This is a genomic window from Campylobacter lari, assembly GCF_900638335.1.
Taxonomy (GTDB): domain Bacteria; phylum Campylobacterota; class Campylobacteria; order Campylobacterales; family Campylobacteraceae; genus Campylobacter_D; species Campylobacter_D lari_E.
Map to the genome: position 1 here is coordinate 993,916 of NZ_LR134508.1, position 14,802 is coordinate 1,008,717.

Here is a 14,802-nt window from a genome sequence, read left to right on the forward strand (position 1 = left end):
TCGTAAAAAAAATTAATTTTTTAAACAAAAAATAAATTTAAAATTTTAAGGGATCTAAAATAAGCACACCATCTGCTGAAAGTTTTTTACCTTGAAAATGCATTTTACAAAAAGAAACAATTAAAGCATGAAAAATTTGATAAAGCTCGTATAATTTACATTCTTTTTTTAGTAAAATACACAATTCTTGTTGGTTTTTAACTATGTCTTTTTTTAAAAAATCTGCTAAATCATCATAACTTTGACACTCATAGCCTAAATAATTAGCTATTTTTGCACTATAAGCATCAGCTACTAAAACTTCTTTTTTGCAAATATAATTTAAAATTCCATCTGCGCTTTCTTGACCAAAACCCTTAATACTCAAAAGCCATTCTCTATCTACTTCTTCTTTAAAAAGTTCAAAAGAATTAAAATATTGGAAATATTTTTGAGTGAAATTTTTAATATATTTTGCCTTGGTATTATAAAATCCACTTGGTTTTATTAAAAACGCTAAATCTTGAGTGCTTAAAGTTAATAAATCTTCCATCTTGGTAATATTTGCTTGTTTTAAATTTGTCAAAGCTTTTAATACGTTTTTCCAGTTTGTATTTTGAGTTAAAACTACAGAAATTAAAATTTCAAACTCACTTAAAGTTTTATTTTCTAGCCACTCAAAATCGTTATAGTCAATATTTGCATTAACTAAAGCTTTAAAAATTTCATATCCACTCATACTTTTTCACTCTTTCTTAAATACGTCAAAATAGCCTCAATCACATCATCATCGTCTTTGCTTTTTGCTTTAATGACTTCCTTGCTCTCATCATCTTTTACAAAACAAATATTTTGTTCATAATTGCTCACTAGTTTATAATGATCGCTAGCTAAAATTTTTATGATGATTAAATCCAAAAACTGCTTAGTAAAAATATCAGGCTTGCCAAAACGATCATTCATCTCACTTTCTATCTCATAGACTTCATTAACACTCATACATTTACTAAGTCTTCTATAAAGTTCTAATCTCAAACGATCTTCACTAATATACTCACTATTTAAAAAAGCATTAATATTAAGCTTTAGATCTATTTTTTTCTCTTTAATTTCTTCTTTTTTACTTAGCTTATTAATCTCATCTTCTAACATTTTAAGATACAAGCTATAACCAATTTGCTCTATATGCCCACTTTGATCCACGCCTAATAAATTTCCACCACCACGAATTTCTAAATCATGATAAGCAAGCACGCTTCCTGAGCCTAAATAAGAATTACTCTCTAAACTCGTAAGCCTTTTCAAAGAATCTTTTGTGATTTTTTCCTTATCCTCAATAAGAAAATAACAATACCCTTGCTTAGAGCTACGCCCTACTCTTCCTCTAAGTTGGTGCAAATCAGCCATACCAAAACGATCTGAATTTTCTACTATAATAGTATTTGCATTTGCCAAATCAATACCACTTTCAACTATAGAAGTACAAAGCAACAAATCATATTCTTTATTTTCAAATTTAATCATTTCTTCTTCAGTAGTTTTTGCATCGATTTTAGAATGCAAGATCAAAATTTTTAAATTTGGAAATAAATCTAAAAGATATTTTTTACACCCATCAATACTTGCTATATGATTGTGAATATAAAAAATCTGTCCTGCTCTTCTTAGTTCTCTTGAAATAGCTTCTTTAATCAAAGCATCATTGCTTTCCCTAACAAAGGTACGCACATCCAAACGATCCTCAGGTGGAGTTTGTAAAACACTATATGATTTTAAAGAACTAAGAGCTTGATTTAAGCTTCTTGGTATAGGCGTAGCTGACATAGAAAGAATGTGTGAGTTTTTACTTAATTCTTTGAGTTTTTCTTTTTGTTTTACACCAAATTTATGCTCCTCATCTATTACAACTAAACCTAAATTTTCACACTCAACTCCCAAAAGAGAATGCGTACCAACCACTACACAAGGTTTATTTTCTTTTAAAAATGCTAAAACTTGTTTTTTTTCTTTGGCGCTAGTAAAACGATCTAGCTTAAAAACCTCTATATTAAAAAAATTAAATCTTCGTTTTAGGGTTTTAAAATGCTGAGCTGAAAGCAAAGTAGTTGGCACAAAAAATAAAGCCGTATAGCCACTTTTTACACAAGTAAATATAGCATTCATAGCAACTTCTGTTTTACCAAAACCTACATCGCCACTTAAAAGCCTATCCATCACCTGCATACTTTTTAAATCTTGAGTGATTTCTTGGCAAACTTGACTTTGATCTTTAGTGTAAAAAAATCCTGCCTTATTGATAAATTCATCTTGTAATTCTTGAGAAATTTTTAATTCCTTTGCCTTTATCAAAGCTCTAGCAGCTGCTAAAGAAACTATATTTGAGGCAATGGCAAATAATTTTTCTTTTAATCTTTCCTTGATTTTTAGAAAACTTCCTTTTCCGAGCTTATCAAGCAAAGGTATACCACCACTTACTCCAATATATTTATCAATCATATATAAATTTTCAACAGGCAATAAAAGCTTATCGTTATTTAAATACCCAAGAGCGACAAATTCTTTCTTTGCTCCTGCTATTGCAATTATCTCAAGACCTAAAAATTTAGCTACACCATAATCTTCATGTACAACAAAATCTCCAACCCTAAGCTCATCTATTACTAAACTTGCTTTTCTAACTCTTTTGCTTTTTTCTTTTTTATTTAAAGAGATGATAAGCTCATCTTGAGTGCTTAAATTAATTCTTTCTTGAGATATTTTTAATTTAATATTTGAAAATTCTTGTAAATTTAAAGCTTTAAACAAAGCTTCATTCTTTGCTAAAATAGTAATTTTTTTATCTTTATGAAAAGTGAAAAAATCGTGATTATAAGAGCTTATTAAATCTTTATAAAATCTTGGTTCAGGTAAAATATTTTGATTGATTTTACTAATATCTTCTTCAAAATCATTTACATCAAATTTTTTTATACTTACAAATTTTAAATCTAAATAATCACAAAAATCATCAACACACCAAAAACCTAAAGAATTAACATCATTTATAATGCTTTGACTTTGAAAATTTTGAATTTTTTCTTGTAAATTTTCATATTGCTCTTGATTAAAAGCACTCAAAAAAGGACAAATATCAATTTTTGAAAGTTCATTTGGAATTGATTTTTGTGTATGAATATCAAAATATCTTATACTTTCTATCTCATCTGAAAAAAGCAAAATTCTAAAAGGTTGTTCTTCATTAATCGCAAAAATATCTATAATATCCCCACGTATTGAAACTTCACCCTTATCTTGAACTATATCTACAAACTCATACCCACTATGTAAAATTTCTTCTTTAAATTTCTCTAAAACAAGAAACAAATTTCTTTTAAGAATAATGTTTTTTAGATGCTTTTTTCCAGGGAGTTTTTGCAAGATTGTTTTTATAGGAGAAATTAAAATTTTATTTTCATCTTCTTTATGATAAGCATTTAATACTTTACAAATTTCAAAAAGCTCTTTAGAAAAAGAGCGCAAATCACTACCAAATTCTGCTCTAAAATCAGGCAAAACAAAGGTTTTAAAATTTAAAAATAGACAAACTTGAGCTAATTCATCTGCTTCTTTATCATTCTCACAAACTATTAACTCAGTTTTGTTGCTTAATAAATATTCATATAATTTAGCTTGCATTTTCTGAATTTTCTATACTCACATCTATAGTTGCAAGTTCTTCATCTTTTTCAATGATTTTACTACTTCCATTAAATTTTCCACCATTTTCAATGCTCAATTGTTTAACTATGATGTTACCATTAAGCACACCACCAGATAAAATTTCTAAAGAATCAACCTGCATTTCGCCTTCAAAAACCCCATTAATCACTATCTTGCTTGCCTTAACTTGTCCTTTTAAAACACCGCTTTTACCTATTACTATCACATTAGAAGAATTAATTACCCCTGTAATTTCTCCATCTAAATGAAGCATAGAATCAAAATAAAATTTTCCTTCTATTTTTGCTCCGTTTGAAATGACTGTAGTTTCGGATACTGTAGCAATAGAGCCTTTATTAAAGATTGCCATGGAACTCTCCTTTCTTTTTCAAAAATTTGTTCATAATTTTTTCGGTTTAAATCTATAAAAATCTTCGGTTCTAAAAGTTTATTAATAAATCTAACCTCGTAATGTAAATGTGGCCCCGTAGAAAGCCCTGTATTTCCTGTATATCCTAGCAAATCGCCTTTTTTTACAAATTGCCCTGCTTTGACAACATCTTTACGCATCATGTGTGCATATACTGTTTTAAAACCAAAATTATGGATTAAAATTACCGAATAGCCATAACCATTGTTACTATATGCAGCATATTCAACCACTCCATTTGCAGGTGCGTAAATTGGGGTATTTAAAGCCGCTCTTAAATCAATACCTGGATGAAATTCTTTTTTATTTAATATAGGATGATGACGCCATCCAAAATTACCTGTGACGCCATTATCTTCTATCACATGTCCATTTGGAATTTGTGTTAAAAATAAATAAGCTTGATCATTGGTAAGTTTAACTTTTTCCAATCTTTCTGGTATATCTAAGCTCTCATCCTGCTTTAAGCCTAAATTTTCTTCAATGTCTGCAAGTTGGGTTTGAAGTTCATCATATAAGGCTGTTTTTTCCTCTAAACTTTTTTGCATGCTTTCATTTTGAGAAAATAATTTAGTATTTTTTGAAGATAATGCTTCTTGTTCTTTTAAAAGCTCTGAACGCTTGTCTGCTAAATAATTAATATATAAAGCACCCAAAACTATAACAACAAAAACAAAAGAAGTAAAATAAATTATTACTTTTTTTATAATCTGACTTAATAAAAAATGTCTAGAGCCATTTACATCTGTGATAGTTAGCGTAAATTTATCTTTCATTATAGCCTCTTAAAAAATTTTCTACTAATACAAAAGAACCAAAAACCAAATACAACTCATCTTTTTTTATTTGTTCAAATCTTTGATAAGCAATATCTAATTTTTCTAAATTTTCTAGTAAAACAGAACCTGCCAAAGGTCTATCTTTACTTTCATACTCATAAATTTCAACTATTTTTATCATAGGCTTTAAAGCCCTTAAAATTTTATAAGAATCTTTATCTAAAAAACAATTATAGACTAAATGAACTTTTTTTTCCTTGAAAATTTCAACCAAAGCTAAAGCTGCCATTTCATTATGCCCTACATCAACAAAAACATTTTGACTTACTTGCTCACATCTTCCTTTTAAGTCAAGTTTTGGCAAATTACTAATGCATTGAATCAATTCTTTTTTATTTTTGGCACAAATTTTAGAAAAAGCTTCTAAAGCTAAAAAAAGATTATCTTTTAAAAAACTCGCTAAATTATATTTTTGAATATATTCTTGTACATAAGGATAAACAATTGTATTTTTATCTAACGAGCTAATATTTAGACTAGCTTGTTTTAAATTTGCTATTTTTTGAGCCAAATTTAATACTTTTGTTTCTTGCTTATGATTAATCAAAGCTTTAGCACTCATGGCTTTTAATTTTGTTCTTGCTATTTCTTCTAAATTTTTACCCAATAAATCTTGATGATCAAAACCTATTTTAGTAAAAACACTAAAATTTATTTCAAAAACACTTGTAGCATCATACTCTCCACCTACTCCAGCTTCTAAAACCACATAATCACAATCTTTAAAAACAAAAAAAGCTAAAAAAGTAGCATACTCAAAATAGCTGAGTTTTTTCACATCTTCTAAAAAAATACTTTCTAATTCTTCATGTGCTTTTTCTAAAAGCTCATTGTTTGCAATTTTACCATTTAACCAAAATCTTTCATTAAAATCGAAAATATGCGGACTAGTATAATGCCCTACTTTATATCCTTGCCCTAAAAGCAAAAGCGCTAAAAACCTACCTGTACTTCCTTTACCATTAGTACCAATAATTTGAATATTTTTAGTTTTTGGGATGATTTTTTTATATTTTTCATACATACCAAACATAAAAAATCTACTAATTTTTTGCACATACATGGTTTTTTGTGAAAGTGTTTGTTGAAATTTCATACTAAACTTTTTTGGATTAATTCTTTTAATATATCACCTTCTGGAAATTCTTTTTTTTCTATACAAGAAGATGATAAAACAAGCTTAACCACTTCTTCTTTATAAATAAATTTATAATCATCTATAAGCTTCAAGGCTTTTTCTGTAAAAATTTGAGCATTTTCTAAATTTTTACCTGGAAATATAATCAAATAAGAATTTTCATCCAAAATCCAAATTTCAGCTAAATTACTACATAAATCTTTAAGAATTTTTTTAAATTTTCCACTGATGGTTTTAAAACTATCGATACCATAAGCATTAATAATATATTCTATATTGTTGATTTTAAAGAAAGATAAAGCATAATTAACCGCATAAAGCTTATAGTTTTCGTCAAGTTTTTTAAGCTCTTGAGCGAGATTCCATTGTTCTCTTTGCTCATCATCGCTTGTAGCTTGAATTTGTGTTTTAATTTGGGCTATTTGCTCATTTGCATATAAAAGTTTATCTTTTAATGTATCAAAATTAATCTGCACATTGCCATTTTCATCTTTAGCCAAAGCATTAATAAATTTCACATCTTCTTGACTATTATCATAAAGCTTTGACACCATTTCATTTAGACTTTCCAAATGCTGATTAAAAAAAGAAAGATTTTTTTGTATATAGTATTTATCTATTGCTTCCTTTTTTTGTAGCATCAAACAATATTCATGTGCAAATTCTTTTCTAGAAATTAATTTAGGATTTTCTTTTAAATTTTGCTTAAATTGTTCTACTTCTTTACTCTCACCAAATAAAGGCTCTAAAGAAGCTAATAAAAGTTCAGCTTGTTTTTCATAAGAGCGTTCTTTTAGCATAATGATAAGCTTTTCTACTAAAGCATGAAAATCCAAAAATGCTCGGATGTTAAATTCTTCTAATTTTTTTAAAAATTCTTGGTCTTCATAAGATTTTTCAAGTTCTTTCCATTTAGCTCTTAAAAGATATATAGTTTCTAAATCCATAGCTTGAGATAATCTGTGTTGAGTAATTTGAGCAAGTTCTTTGATTTTTTTATCCTTACTAATGCTAAGTTGTTGAATGATCAGACCAAGCAAAGCATAAACATCTTCATATTTTCTACTTACCTGTCTATTGAGTCTAGAAACCAAAAACATCAAAAACTCATCAATAGTTCGAATACTCTTTCCTTTTAGTTCTTGTTTATAAGAATCATCCAAAAGATTGGTATATTTTTCTATTCTAGCTTTATTAGAGCTCATAACCCCTGCTTTTTTAGCACATTCTTCAAATACCTCACTATAATTTTCAGGTGTTGGATATAATTTGCGTTCTTTTAATTTTATCAATGTTTCTTTTGCAATTTCATTGATATGACTTGCCATTTTATTTATAACCTCTAATGGCTATAATAGATACAAATTCGTCAAAAGCCTCACTTGATGCGTTTTTAATCGCTTCAAATCTTGCTTGATCACTAATGATAGAGTTTGGATTAATATCAAAATTATAACTTCCTTTAGTATTTACAATTTCTTCCTTGCCGTTTTTATAACGCAATATAAACTCCAAATAAAGCTCTGCTTTATAGTTAACTACGTAACCATTTTTATCATAAACCATAGGACGAAATTCTAATTTTTTCATTGTAACTATAATAGAGCTATCTGCATTATATTCATCTGTGATTTTTCTACCAAGTTTATTAAGCATAGCTTCTCTTAAAATATCTGTTATATAAACACTATTCTCAGGATCTTGCTTACTAATGTTAATTTTTAAAAATACATTTTCACCTAAAACCCTACTTGCCATCTGCGAAGATGGAATATACCCACAAGCCATGATAAAAAAAGCAAAAAACAGCACTAGATATTTTTTCATTTAATCACCAAATTTACCAATTTTTTATCAATATAAATTTCTTTTACTATAGTTTTACCCTCTAGCCATTTTGCAACATTTTCTTTAGCTAAAACTAAAATCTCATCTTCTTTAGCTTCTGAATTTATTTCAATCTGTGCTCTTTTTTTACCATTAACACTAATAGCTATATTAAAACTGTCTTTTACAAAAACTTCTTCTTTTGTTTTTAATACTTTAAAATTTTCACATTTAAATAAATACTCACTAAGTTCAAAACAAACATGAGGGATAATAGGCTCTAAAATATTTAAAATAATATAAAAAGCTTCTTTTGAAACTTCTTTATGACTTATAGCATTTAAGGCATTCAAAGCTTCCATACATGCAGCTATTAAGGTATTAAAGGCAAAACTTTCTTCATAAACCTCAAAAGATTTTTTCAAAGCCTCATATACTTTTAATCTAGCATATTTTTCTTCTTTATTTAAACCCTGATGATCAATCTCTTGCAATTTTCCACATTCTAAACTCATAGCTTTTTCATAAAGCCTATTGATAAATTTAAACGCACCTTCTAATGCACTGTCATTCCATTCAAGTTCTTTAGCAGGTGGTGCAGCGAACAATATAAACAATCTTGCACTATCTGCTCCATATTTTTCTATAATATAATCAGGATCAACTACATTACCCTTAGACTTACTCATCTTAGCACCATCTTTAGTGACCATTCCTTGGGTTAAAAGTCTATTAAAAGGCTCATCATCTTTTAAATAGCCTAAATCCCTAAGTGCTTTCTGGAAAAATCTAGCATAGAGTAAATGCAATATCGCATGTTCAATCCCACCAATATATTCATCAACATTCATCCAATAATTGACACTTTTTTCATCTACTGCTTTTTCTTGCCATGTTTTATCATCGCTTGCAAAACGCGCAAAATACCAAGAACTTTCAAAGAAAGTATCTAAAGTATCACTTTCTTTTTGTGCTTTTTTACCACATTTTGGACAAATGCATTCTTTCCATACTTCATGCTTATCAAGTGGGTTTCCTTCTCCATTTATCACCACATCTTCGGGCAAGGTAATAGGTAAATTTTCTATTTTTTGAGGAACTATACCACAAGAATTACACTTAATCATTGGTATAGGAGCTCCCCAATATCTTTGTCTAGAAACACCCCAATCACGAATTTTAAAATTAGTAACCCTTTTACCAATACCTAATGATTCAATTTTTAAACTAATTTTTTCTCTAGCTTCATTGCATTCTATTTGATCAAATTCCCCACTATTAGTTAAAACACCTTCTTTTAAAGTATAGCACTGCGCATCATTTTCATCTTTATAAATTACTTTTTTTATAGCCAAATTATAAGTTTTTGCAAACTCATAATCTCTTTCATCGTGAGCAGGCACACTCATAACAGCGCCACTACCATAATCACTTAAAACAAAATTAGCTACCCATAAAGGAATTTTTTCTTTACTTAGCGGATGGATTACATAAAGATTTAAAAAATATCCTTCTTTTGGCGCAGCTTGTCTTTGGCGAGGTGTTTGGTTTTGTATATTTTGAATTTTAGCTATAACATCTTGATCTAGTAATTTTTTATCAATTAATTCATTTACTATTTCATGATCAGGTGCTAAAGCGATGTAAGATACTCCATAAATAGTCTCAGCTCTTGTGGTAAAAACATTGATTTTTTTTGCGCTAAGCTTATCATTTTCTTCTATATCAAAATCAAAACTAAGCCCTGTGCTTTTACCTATCCAATTTTCTTGCATAGTTAAAACTTGACTTGGCCATTTTCCTTCTAATTTTTTAAGATCTTGCAATAATTCATCTGCATAAGCGGTAATTTTTACATAATATCCTGGCATTTTTTTTCTAATGACTTCATGTCCGCAACGCCAACATTTACCATCTTCAACTTGCTCATTAGCTAAAACTGTTTTATCATTCTCACACCAATTAACTTCAGCTTCTTTGGTATAAATCAAACCTTTCTCATACATTTTGATGAAAAACTCTTGCTCAAATTTAGTATATAGAGGATCAGAAGTAGCAAGCATTCTTTTTTTGGAAAAAGAAAAGCCTAAAGAAGCAAGCTCATTTTGCATATAATCAATATTTTCATAAGTCCATTTTTTGGGATGGATACCATGTTTAATCGCAGCATTTTCAGCAGGCATACCAAAACTATCAAAACCTATAGGATGCAAGACGTTAAAACCTTTTTTTCTATAATACCTAGCCATAGCATCACCTATGCTATAGTTTCTCACATGCCCCATATGAATTCTACCACTTGGGTATGGAAACATAGATAAAATGTATTTTTTTGGCAAAGAAAAATCATCTTTTGGTTCAAAATATTCTTTTTCTTGCCAAATTTTTTGCCATTTTTTTTCTATTTTACCTGCTTCATATGCCATTTTAACTCCTAATTTTCTTCTTGATTTTTTACTGAATCTACTATAACTAAAATCATCGAAAAGATATTAGCTATCAAAGCACCAATTGCTAAAGTATAAACCATAACATTAGCTTCTGGATTAATTTGTATCAAAGCAAAGGCAGGGATTAAATGCAAATCAGCCACCAAAGAGCTAGCAAACAATTCAGCTGCTAAAAAATTTCTAACTCCGATTTTCAATAAAGTAGAAATTAAATTCACACAAGCTGCGATAAATAACGCAACTTCATTTTGATCATATAAAAATCCCGCAGTTGTAGTTAAGCTCATTAGAGCAAAAAAGATATAAACAACCTTACCCCAATTCATTTTTACACCGTTCCTTTTTCATACATCGATCTTAATTTTTCTTTGTCTTGTTTTTTCTTTACTTTTTCTAATTCTTTTTGGCGGTATTGCGTAACACTAAATTTAAACCATAAAAGCGCTGGACTTGCTACAAATATAGAACTTGCAGTACCTGCTATAATACCCACTATCATCGTTAAAGCAAAACCTTCTATCATAGACCCACCAAAGAAATAAAGCACTACAACGGTAATTAATGTTAAGCCTGTTGTTAAAGTAGTTCTTGATAAAGTTGCAGAAACTGATTCATTAATAATTAGATCAAGTTTTGATTTTTTGCTTGTTTTAACACCTTCTCTAATCCTATCAAAAATAATAATCGTATCATTTAAAGAATATCCAAGCACGGTTAAAACAGCCGCCAAAATATCTAAATTTACATCTATTTCAAATAACGCAATAGCACCTAAAGTAATGACTATATCATGAATTTCACACACAATAGAAGCCATAGCAAAACGCCATTCAAATCTTACTGCCAAATAAATCAAAATAGCAATCAAAGAAATTCCAACTGCCATAAGACCTTTATTACGCAGTTCATCTCCTACTTTTGGACCTACTACATCCACACGGCGCACTTCAAATTTACCTGTATCTTTTAATAAATTTGTAATGCTTACTCCAATGTCATTTCCCAAACTATCGCTACTTCCTGAAAAACGAATAATCACTTCATTTGCACTGCCAAATTCAGTAACGCTAGCACCTTTTAAATTTTCATTGATAGCTAAAGCTTTACGAATTTCAGCCAAAGGAGCTTTTTGCTCGTATTGAAGTTGCACCAAAGTTCCACCGGTAAAATCAATACCAAAATTCAAACCCTTAGTAAAAAGGATAAAAATAGAACCAAAAAATAAAATAAAAGACAAAGAGATGGCTGCAAATCTCATTCTCATAAAATCATAAACATGTTTTTGACTAAAAAATTGCATTAAGGTCTCCTATATCCAAACCATAATCTTGTGTTATTGCTTTTTTCCATACGGTTCATAAACATTTCAAACATACCATGAGTTCCAACAATAGAAGTAATCATCGAAACTAAAATTCCTATGCTTAAAGTCACTGCAAAACCTTTTACCGCACCTGTTCCATAAGCATAAAGTACTACTGAAGTAATTAATGAAGTAATATTAGAATCTAAAATCGCACTCATTGCGTGTTTATAGCCATTTTCAACACTTTGTCTTATACTAGCACCTTCTCGCAATAATTCTCTAATTCTTTCATTAATAATAACATTAGAATCTACTGCCATACCTACAGTAAGCACAAGTCCTGCCATACCAGGTAAAGTTAAGGTTGCACCAAACATAGCCATTACAGCAATAATCACTAAAATATTTGCCACTAAAGCAATATTAGCAAAAATTCCTGCTATACCATAATACATCACCATAAATGCAATAACTAATACAGAAGCACCCGCTAGGGCTATCATACTCATTTTAATACTATCAGCACCCAAAGATGGTCCAACACTTCTTTTTTCAAGCATTTTAACCGGCGCTAAAAGCGCCCCACTTCTTAAAGCAATAGCCACATCATGAGCTTCTTCAACAGTAAAGCTACCACTAATTTGGCCACTACCCCCGCCTATTCTTTCATTAATTCTTGGAGCTGAATATACTTTATTATCCAAAACTATAGCTAAGCGTTTACCTACATTATTTCCTGTATAGTCTCCAAATTTTTTCGCACCTTCTGAATTTAAAGTAAAATTAATCACAGGAAGATTATTACTTTGTGCAAAACCTACTTTTGCATCTGTTAACATAGAACCATCAAGAATAGGTATAGATTTTACTAGATATTTAATTTGAGGATTTTTTGCATCTTCAAAAATCAAATCTCCATATTCAGCAGCTTGACCTGGAGTAAGATTATTTACCTGATCCATTCTAACATCATCTACTTCCATTAATTGTAAATGTGCAGCTTTTGCGATAAGCTCTCTAGCTCTAGCCTCATCAGCAGCAGTTTTAATACCTGGAAGTTCGACTAAAATTTTATCCTCACCCGATCTTGCTACATTTGGCTCTGCAAGCCCAAATTGATCAAGTCTGTTTCTAATGGTTTCTACAGCTTGCAAAATAGCTTGTTCGTGAGTTAATTTGATTTCTTCTTGGGTTAAAGAAAGTGTGTAGTGTAAATTTTCGTGTGTAATAACCAAGCCTTTAATGTCTTTTAATAACAAATCAACCTTAGCTACATCATTTTCATCTAATAAACTAAATTCAATACTAGTATCATTTACTTTGATTTTATCAACAATAATATCTTCTTTATTGATAGAATAACTAAGAGAAGAGGCTATGGATTTAACCTTTGATTTAACCGCCTCTTCTACTTCTACACCTAATAACATATGCAAACCACCTTGCAAATCAAGTCCTAGGTTGATCTTAGCACCACTTTGGGTTTGCATAAAAGAAGGTATGGAAAAAACTAATCCTATAAGAAAAACTACAAAGAAAATAATACTTCTATAAGTAATTTTTCCACTACGCATCAATTTTCTTTGCTATAAAATCTCTAGAAATTTTTACAACTACATTTTCATCATTAAGCTTAACTTTGATAAAATCCTCTTCTGGTTTTACCACCTCGCAAATTATCCCACCATTTGTGATGATTTTATCTCCTTTTTCTAAAGATGAAACCATTAATTTGTGGTCTTTTGCTTGTTTTTGTTGTGGTCTAATAACCAAAAAATAAAAAATCGCAAAAAGCACAATGAGAGGCAACAATGAAGTCCAAATATTTCCGTTTTCTGCCATTTCTTCCCCTTTTTTTAAAGTTCATAAATTCTAATTCTACCACTTTTAAAATAATAAAAGCCTTTTTTTCTGCACTTTTATTGTCAAATTTTATTTATTTTTTTGAAAATTTACTTTTTGAATTTATTTCACCATTTTTAAGTATATATGGTTTGGTTTTATTACTAAGAAATAAAAGTAAAGTAGGATATTTTTATACCGGATTTTTTGTAGGAATTTTATGGTTTTGGTGGATAGCTTTATCATCAATTTATTTTGATTTAGCTTATTTAATTCCTTTAGAAATTATCTTAATAGGATTAATTTATGGATTTTTATTTTTAGTATGTTTTTTTCTTAAATATGATTTTTTAAGGCTTTGTGGAATTTTTTTACTTAGTTTTATTCATCCTTTTGGTTTTGATTGGCTAAATTGGGGTGTTTTAAGTGTATATGGAATCTTTGATGCAAGTTATCAAGGCATTATAGCTATGTTTTTGATTGCTTATTTTTATTATGAAAAATACATTTCAAGATATTATAAGATGGCAATTATTTTAATCCTTATTCTAATCGGAGCTCAATACAATCAAAAACAACCACAAACACTAAATTTAGACTATAAATTAATCCAAACTAATATCTCTCAAGATCAAAAATTCATACAAGAAAATTTACAAACTCATTCTAAAGATATATTTTACCAAATCAATCAGGCCATAAAAGAAGGTAAAGAAGTAATTGTTTTTCCTGAAACAGCTTTTGCCTTTGCTTTAAATAAAGCACCAAGTTATTTGCAAGCCTTAAACGATTTATCAAAACAAATCACCATCATCACAGGTGCTATAAGTACCACACCTAATCATCTATACAATAGCACTTATGTATTTGATAATGGTAACATACAAGTTTTTAACAAACATTATCTTGTGCCTTTTGGAGAAGAAATTCCTATATTTAAAAACTTTTTTAAAAAATACTTTTTAAATATTGATGAATTTTCAAAAGGAAAAGAATTAAATCAATACACTCTAAATAATCAACTCATCACTAATGCTATCTGCTTTGAAGCAACTAAAGAAAAACTTTACAAGAACTCAAAGATCATCATAGCTATTTCAAATAATGCTTGGTTTAATTTTTCAAGTGAGTATAAATTACAAAATTTGTTAATGCGTTTTTATGCAAATAACTATAATGTAAGCATATATCATGCAGTTAATGGAAAAGAAAATGCAGTAATTAAGCCAAAAGAGATATTGATTTTAAAGATAAAGGATAGGTTTTTAAAGCAAAATGAAGCTTAAAAGCTT

At 29.0% G+C, this 14,802-nt stretch carries 13 protein-coding genes; 1 reads left to right on the forward strand and 12 read right to left on the reverse strand.

What is annotated here, in order from left to right; translation table 11 throughout:
- Window positions 1-37: 37 nt before the first annotated feature.
- Genes EL235_RS05145 through yajC form a run of 12 tightly spaced genes read right to left on the reverse strand, consistent with a single transcriptional unit; the run spans window position 38 to window position 13,510 of the window.
- Window positions 38-718 carry an endonuclease III domain-containing protein gene (locus tag EL235_RS05145; protein ID WP_126340945.1) on the reverse strand — a complete coding sequence of 227 codons (681 nt, stop codon included), beginning with the start codon at window positions 716-718 and terminating at the stop codon, window positions 38-40.
- A complete protein-coding gene (mfd, locus tag EL235_RS05150) occupies window positions 715-3,654 on the reverse strand; it encodes a transcription-repair coupling factor (RefSeq protein ID WP_126340946.1) in 2,940 nt (979 codons plus the stop codon). The genes EL235_RS05145 and mfd overlap by 4 nt, the downstream gene beginning before the upstream one ends.
- Complete coding sequence (locus EL235_RS05155; RefSeq protein ID WP_039618668.1) at window positions 3,644-4,048, reverse strand: bactofilin family protein; 405 nt, start codon at window positions 4,046-4,048, stop codon at window positions 3,644-3,646. Before EL235_RS05155 ends, mfd begins: the two co-directional genes overlap by 11 nt.
- Window positions 3,976-4,887: a M23 family metallopeptidase gene (locus EL235_RS05160; RefSeq protein WP_232017411.1), complete on the reverse strand. Its 912-nt coding sequence runs from the start codon at window positions 4,885-4,887 to the stop codon at window positions 3,976-3,978. Before EL235_RS05160 ends, EL235_RS05155 begins: the two co-directional genes overlap by 73 nt.
- Complete coding sequence (locus EL235_RS05165; protein ID WP_126340947.1) at window positions 4,874-6,043, reverse strand: Mur ligase family protein; 1,170 nt, start codon at window positions 6,041-6,043, stop codon at window positions 4,874-4,876. Before EL235_RS05165 ends, EL235_RS05160 begins: the two co-directional genes overlap by 14 nt.
- Window positions 6,040-7,413 (reverse strand): hypothetical protein, encoded by a 1,374-nt coding sequence (locus EL235_RS05170; protein ID WP_039626548.1) that lies wholly within the window; start codon window positions 7,411-7,413, stop codon window positions 6,040-6,042. The genes EL235_RS05165 and EL235_RS05170 overlap by 4 nt, the downstream gene beginning before the upstream one ends.
- Window position 7,414: 1 nt before the next feature.
- Window positions 7,415-7,912 carry an LPS assembly lipoprotein LptE gene (gene lptE / locus EL235_RS05175; protein WP_114640452.1) on the reverse strand — a complete coding sequence of 166 codons (498 nt, stop codon included), beginning with the start codon at window positions 7,910-7,912 and terminating at the stop codon, window positions 7,415-7,417.
- On the reverse strand, window positions 7,909-10,338 hold the full coding sequence (gene leuS / locus EL235_RS05180; RefSeq protein ID WP_126340948.1) for a leucine--tRNA ligase: 2,430 nt from the start codon (window positions 10,336-10,338) through the stop codon (window positions 7,909-7,911). Before leuS ends, lptE begins: the two co-directional genes overlap by 4 nt.
- Window positions 10,339-10,346: 8 nt before the next feature.
- Window positions 10,347-10,688 carry a DUF6394 family protein gene (locus EL235_RS05185; protein WP_039626554.1) on the reverse strand — a complete coding sequence of 114 codons (342 nt, stop codon included), beginning with the start codon at window positions 10,686-10,688 and terminating at the stop codon, window positions 10,347-10,349.
- A gap of 2 nt (window positions 10,689-10,690) precedes the next feature.
- A complete protein-coding gene (gene secF, locus EL235_RS05190) occupies window positions 10,691-11,662 on the reverse strand; it encodes a protein translocase subunit SecF (protein WP_039626556.1) in 972 nt (323 codons plus the stop codon).
- On the reverse strand, window positions 11,662-13,242 hold the full coding sequence (secD, locus tag EL235_RS05195) for a protein translocase subunit SecD (protein WP_126340949.1): 1,581 nt from the start codon (window positions 13,240-13,242) through the stop codon (window positions 11,662-11,664). Before secD ends, secF begins: the two co-directional genes overlap by 1 nt.
- On the reverse strand, window positions 13,235-13,510 hold the full coding sequence (yajC, locus tag EL235_RS05200) for a preprotein translocase subunit YajC (RefSeq protein ID WP_039618686.1): 276 nt from the start codon (window positions 13,508-13,510) through the stop codon (window positions 13,235-13,237). The genes secD and yajC overlap by 8 nt, the downstream gene beginning before the upstream one ends.
- On the opposite strand from yajC, the gene EL235_RS05205 reads away from it, so the two are divergent.
- Complete coding sequence (locus EL235_RS05205; RefSeq protein WP_126340950.1) at window positions 13,480-14,796, forward strand: apolipoprotein N-acyltransferase; 1,317 nt, start codon at window positions 13,480-13,482, stop codon at window positions 14,794-14,796. The two genes, yajC and EL235_RS05205, sit on opposite strands and share 31 nt — an antisense overlap.
- The last annotated feature ends 6 nt before the right edge of the window (window positions 14,797-14,802 follow it).

Coding starts and splice junctions, on each gene's coding strand:
- secF (WP_039626556.1), bottom strand. CDS start 11,662: ATGCAATTTTTTAGTCAAAAACATGTTTATGATTTTATGAGAATGAGA.
- secD (WP_126340949.1), bottom strand. CDS start 13,242: ATGCGTAGTGGAAAAATTACTTATAGAAGTATTATTTTCTTTGTAGTT.
- mfd (WP_126340946.1), bottom strand. CDS start 3,654: ATGCAAGCTAAATTATATGAATATTTATTAAGCAACAAAACTGAGTTA.
- EL235_RS05155 (WP_039618668.1), bottom strand. CDS start 4,048: ATGGCAATCTTTAATAAAGGCTCTATTGCTACAGTATCCGAAACTACA.
- EL235_RS05170 (WP_039626548.1), bottom strand. CDS start 7,413: ATGGCAAGTCATATCAATGAAATTGCAAAAGAAACATTGATAAAATTA.
- EL235_RS05185 (WP_039626554.1), bottom strand. CDS start 10,688: ATGAATTGGGGTAAGGTTGTTTATATCTTTTTTGCTCTAATGAGCTTA.
- EL235_RS05145 (WP_126340945.1), bottom strand. CDS start 718: ATGAGTGGATATGAAATTTTTAAAGCTTTAGTTAATGCAAATATTGAC.
- yajC (WP_039618686.1), bottom strand. CDS start 13,510: ATGGCAGAAAACGGAAATATTTGGACTTCATTGTTGCCTCTCATTGTG.
- EL235_RS05165 (WP_126340947.1), bottom strand. CDS start 6,043: ATGAAATTTCAACAAACACTTTCACAAAAAACCATGTATGTGCAAAAA.
- EL235_RS05205 (WP_126340950.1), top strand. CDS start 13,480: ATGAAGTCCAAATATTTCCGTTTTCTGCCATTTCTTCCCCTTTTTTTA.
- lptE (WP_114640452.1), bottom strand. CDS start 7,912: ATGAAAAAATATCTAGTGCTGTTTTTTGCTTTTTTTATCATGGCTTGT.
- leuS (WP_126340948.1), bottom strand. CDS start 10,338: ATGGCATATGAAGCAGGTAAAATAGAAAAAAAATGGCAAAAAATTTGG.